The 4,662-nt window shown below is 30.3% G+C and carries 7 protein-coding genes; 2 read left to right on the forward strand and 5 right to left on the reverse strand.

Annotated features, from left to right (window positions below):
* Nucleotides 1-607: sensor histidine kinase (locus tag VK998_RS01700; RefSeq protein ID WP_325224785.1), on the forward strand; the 607-nt coding region annotated here is incomplete at its 5' end.
* Between the two features lie 29 nt (nt 608-636).
* Here the strand turns inward: VK998_RS01700 and VK998_RS01705 are convergent.
* The 5 genes from VK998_RS01705 to yedF form a co-directional block, all read right to left on the reverse strand.
* Nucleotides 637-1,818 carry an aminotransferase-like domain-containing protein gene (locus VK998_RS01705; protein ID WP_325224788.1) on the reverse strand — a complete coding sequence of 394 codons (1,182 nt, stop codon included), beginning with the start codon at nt 1,816-1,818 and terminating at the stop codon, nt 637-639.
* A 140-nt stretch (nt 1,819-1,958) separates the two neighbouring features.
* Nucleotides 1,959-2,189 (reverse strand): DUF951 domain-containing protein, encoded by a 231-nt coding sequence (locus tag VK998_RS01710; RefSeq protein ID WP_325224803.1) that lies wholly within the window; start codon nt 2,187-2,189, stop codon nt 1,959-1,961.
* Nucleotides 2,190-2,203: 14 nt separating this feature from the next.
* A complete protein-coding gene (locus VK998_RS01715) occupies nt 2,204-3,055 on the reverse strand; it encodes a mechanosensitive ion channel family protein (RefSeq protein ID WP_325224791.1) in 852 nt (283 codons plus the stop codon).
* A gap of 15 nt (nt 3,056-3,070) precedes the next feature.
* A complete protein-coding gene (locus tag VK998_RS01720; protein ID WP_325224794.1) occupies nt 3,071-3,337 on the reverse strand; it encodes a putative Se/S carrier protein in 267 nt (88 codons plus the stop codon).
* 14 nt (nt 3,338-3,351) lie between these two features.
* Nucleotides 3,352-3,948, reverse strand: coding sequence for a sulfurtransferase-like selenium metabolism protein YedF (gene yedF, locus VK998_RS01725; protein ID WP_325224797.1), 597 nt, complete (start codon nt 3,946-3,948; stop codon nt 3,352-3,354).
* A 327-nt stretch (nt 3,949-4,275) separates the two neighbouring features.
* On the opposite strand from yedF, the gene VK998_RS01730 reads away from it, so the two are divergent.
* Nucleotides 4,276-4,641, forward strand: coding sequence for a hypothetical protein (locus VK998_RS01730; protein WP_325224800.1), 366 nt, complete (start codon nt 4,276-4,278; stop codon nt 4,639-4,641).
* Nucleotides 4,642-4,662: the final 21 nt, after the last annotated feature.

Raw genomic sequence — 4,662 nt, forward strand, 5'->3', positions numbered from 1 at the left:
AAATGGATTTGCTGAAATGTTATCTACTGGTGAAGTAAGTAAGGAAGACACCATTAAATTCGCCAATATTATCCAAAAAGAAGGTACTCGATTATTAGAATTAATCGATTCCATTATCCACTTGACTCATATAGAAGATGAAATAGAAAGTCAGACTATGGAAACTACAAATATATCCAATATTGCTAAGGAAGTAATTTCTCAATTGACAATTTCTGCAAAAAATAAGGGACTAAATTTAAGTCTAACAGCTGGAGATATAACTATTGATGCCAACAAACGGATGATTAAAGATTTATTATACAATCTAGTAGACAATGCTATTAAGTATAATAAGCCTAAGGGAATAATCCATGTATCGTTAGAAGAAAGAAAAGATTTCTGTATAATCAGGGTAAAAGATACTGGTATAGGAATTCCAGAAGAAGAGCAAAATAAAGTGTTCGAAAGGTTTTATATGGTAGATAAAAGCCGTTCTAAAAAAGTAGGTGGTTCCGGTTTAGGTCTATCCATCGTAAAACATATTGTGGCATATCACAATGGCAGAATATCATTGGCTAGTAAATTAAATAAAGGTACGGAAATAGAAATACAATTACCTATTTAAAAGCTCCCTAGTATACTAGGGAGCTTTTATTAAATAACCTCTCTTATTACTTTTCCTAATCTTTTTACACCTTCAACTATTCTTTCCTCATCCATATTGGAATAGTTCATTCTAAATGTATTTTCATTGCCACCATTAGGGAAGAAAGAACCTCCTGGTACAAAAGCTACGTTCTTTTCTAAAGCCTTTGCAGCTAATTCTCTTGCATTTATATGTTCTGGTAATACCACCCAAGTGAATAATCCGCCTTCTGGATTTGTAAATTTAACTCCTTCTGGGAATTCTTCTTCCATAGTCTTTATCATTAAGTCTTTTCTCTTTTTATATACTTTCTTTAACTTTTCAATATGCTCTTCTATATTATACGTTTCTAAAAACTTAGCTACCTCCATTTGGGATATGGTGCTAGATTGTAAATCTGCCCCCTGCTTGACCATTATAAATTTATTAAGTACTTCTTCATCAGCAGCTACCCAACCTAATCTAAGTCCTGGACAAAATATTTTAGAAAAAGTACCTAAAAATATTACTCTACCTTCTGTATCATAATGTTTAACAGCTGGAAGAAATTCACCTTCAAATCTAAGTTCTCCATATGGATTGTCTTCTAATATTGCCACATTGTATTCATTTGCTAATTCTACTAGTCTTTTTCTTCTTTCTTCAGACCAAGTTTTTCCTGATGGATTTTGGAAATCTGGTATGACGTAGATAAACTTCGCATTATCGTTTTCTTTAAGAGCTAATTCCAAATCTTCCATTATCATTCCATAATCATCAGTTTCTACTTCAACAAATTTTGGCTCATAAGCTTTAAAAGCATTTATCGCCCCTAGATAACTTGGACTTTCACAGATAATTACATCTCCGGGGTTAATAAAAATTCTCGCAGCAAAGTCTAATCCTTGTTGTGAACCACTTGTAACCAAAATATTATCTGCAGTAACATCAACATCTACTTTTTTCATTCTTTCTACAATTCTTTGTCTTAATGGTTCATATCCTTCTGTAGGTCCATATTGTAATGCAGCTGTTCCATTTTCCTCTAATACCTCTTTGGTTACCTTCTTTAATTCTTCAACAGGAAACAACTCTGGTGCTGGTAATCCACCTGCAAAAGAAATAACCTCCGGTCTTTGTGTAAGCTTTAGCAACTCTCTGATTTCAGATGCTTTAATATTGTCCATCCTTTTTGCATAATTTAAAGCCATTAAAGACACCTCCTATTATTTAAAAACGTTTTCACACTAACTAATAAATTAATGCTATCAATTATAGTTTACTATTAAAAGATGAAATTGTCTAATATAAAAAAGTTATTTCTGGTTTAAAAATCCAGAAAATAACCTTTTTAATCTAAATCCTCTTTTCCCTTGTAATGAATAATACTTATCCATTTATCATCAACTAAAATTTTTCTTACACGCCTTTCAAAATCTATTCTAGGTATCCAAATTTGTCTACTACATCCTAAACATTTTAACTTAATATCTACTCCTGTTCTCATTATTTCCCATTTGTTTTCTCCACAAGGATGAGGCTTTTTCAAAGTCACAACATCGCCAAGTTCATATTTTAACACCATAAGTAATCCTCCTAAGATTTATTATCAATTATAACCATTTTTTGATATGGTATCTCTATATTTTCCTTATCAAAGGCTTCTTTGATATTTTTTCTAAGGGCCCTTTCCACGCTCCATTGGTCCATAGGCTTAGTTTTTGCAATTATAGTTATATCTACACCAGAATCTCCTAAATCAGAAACTCCTAATATAGTAGGCCCTTCAACGATGCTTGCATTAGACTCTTTTAGCTTATTGCAAACTTCCTCCAATACCTTTATTGCTTTATCTATATCCTCTTCATAAGCTATACTAACATTTACAAGAGCCCGCATAGCCCCTCTAGTTTTATTAGTTACCGTATTTATATTACCATTAGGTATTATATGAAGTTCTCCAGAAAAATCTCTTAATTTAGTTACCCTGACTCCTAATTCTTCTACTATTCCTTCATAGCTATCTATTGTAATATAATCCCCTACTGAAAATTGATCTTCAAATAATATAAAGAAACCCGTTATTACATCTTTCACCAAAGACTGGGCTCCAAAACCTATAGCTAAACCACCAATTCCAGCAGTAGCTAAAATTGAACTGGTATTAATATTGAACATATCCAATATTATGACTGTGCCTATAAAATAGATTATATACTTAATAATATTTTTCAATACAGCAGTTAGGGTATTAATCTTTTTTTCATCAATAGAAAATAGTCTTCTTTTTCTGCTATCTACAGCTTTATCTATTATCACATAAGATACTTTGATCAATATTTTTATAACTATAAATACTATAATTATCTTTAATCCTTTGCCCAGTACATTTAAATCTCCATTTTCATTTTTTAAAAATTGTTCTATAAAACTTAATACCCTGTCCATATTAACCACCTTGTACTAATTTAGTTTTCTAGCTTTATATCCTTCATCATTTTTTATTAGTTCAAATATGCCCTCTACAACTAATTCATCATCTTGTATTATATTCTTTACTAAATCTATATCCTTTAAATCAAATTTAATAGCTAGTCCACAGCTATGAGTTATTTCTCTTGGAGTTGGTATAGTTCGATACTTCATATCTTTGTTTTTAAAAACTAAATCCCCTTTTATTGCATAGTGAGTAGATTTAAAAGTAATAACTCCAAACTGTCTCTCCTTCATTATAACATACTCTCCTATCCTATTGTAATTGTATTCATTGGATTTTTTAACTTTTCATAAATTGTATACATATTAGATATTTCTCCAACTTTCAGTTTATCATTAATTCCAAAATAATCTAAACAAGTTCCGCAAGAGATAATCTCTACACCTTCATCTTCTAATTTTCTTAAATCTTCTAATACCTCTGAACCCTCACAAGTTAGATGAACTCCTCCATTATAAAAAATTAAAGTAGAAGGAAAAGGAGCTGCTTCAGTTAAAGTATATATAAAGGATTTCATTAAAATTTTACCTAATTCTTCTGAGCCACTTCCCATAGTATTAGATGAAAAAGCTATAGTCATATCCTTAAATGTATCTGGTATACATACATTTGCTTCTTCTGAAACTTCACCTTTGGTTATGTGTACATAGTATTCGTTATCACTCTTCTTGTCAACTTTATAATCATATCCTAAACTTTTTGCAAGTTTTGAAACATTTTCTTTTGCCACTTCATTATCAACAATTGTAGTTATTACACCTTCTGCTATATTATCCAGTTCTTTTTTAGTCATAATAACTGGTTTTGGACAAGCTTGTCCTTTTGCATTTACTTCAATACTCATCAATAAAACCTCCTTTTATATTACAAATATATTATACTACTCTTTTACCATAGATAACTATGAGTATTTTTAATAGTAACTAGAACTACTATAAATAATATCTATAATTAGAATAGAAAAAGAAATAAATAATTTTAAATTGAAAATTAATATATTTAATGTTTTAATTAATATTATTAATATTACTATTGACATTTTTAAACTTTAATATTATTATAGTATTAAAGACAATAAAATTTTAAAATTAAATTCATAATTATTATACCCTAATTACTATTATTATTTAATTAATAAGTATTTTAATTTGCCGTATTGGGAGGGGTTCTTTTGAAAAATAATATTAAAATGATATTAAACCAATTGGATAATGGAAAAATAGAATGCAAAGAAGCAATCAAAATGATAAAAAAGATTGATGTAAAAAATGATACCGTTAGAAAGAGAGCTTCTAAATTAAAAATTTCTGTAATTGATAAAGAACAATCTGTAAAAATACCTGCTATACCTTTTGGACTCATAAATTTTTTAATAGATTTAGGCTTTGGACTAAGTTCCATTGCATTAAAATTTGTTGATGATTTAGTCGCCCAGATAGCCGGCGCCGGTGGACAGCGTCGTGATCAGGCCGATCTTCACCGGCTCCTGCGCGACCGCACCGCCCGAAACCCCGGTCAATACGGAAAACGCCCCTAACGCGATGCCGTGCACGAGCCT

The organism is Schnuerera sp. (assembly GCF_035459645.1).
GTDB lineage: Bacteria > Bacillota > Clostridia > Tissierellales > Tepidimicrobiaceae > Schnuerera.

Bases quoted from the DNA above. Each gene is read 5' to 3' on its own strand.
- VK998_RS01715 (WP_325224791.1), bottom strand. From the start codon at position 3,055: ATGGACAGGGTATTAAGTTTTATAGAACAATTTTTAAAAAATGAAAAT.
- VK998_RS01705 (WP_325224788.1), bottom strand. From the start codon at position 1,818: ATGGCTTTAAATTATGCAAAAAGGATGGACAATATTAAAGCATCTGAA.
- VK998_RS01720 (WP_325224794.1), bottom strand. From the start codon at position 3,337: ATGAAGGAGAGACAGTTTGGAGTTATTACTTTTAAATCTACTCACTAT.
- yedF (WP_325224797.1), bottom strand. From the start codon at position 3,948: ATGAGTATTGAAGTAAATGCAAAAGGACAAGCTTGTCCAAAACCAGTT.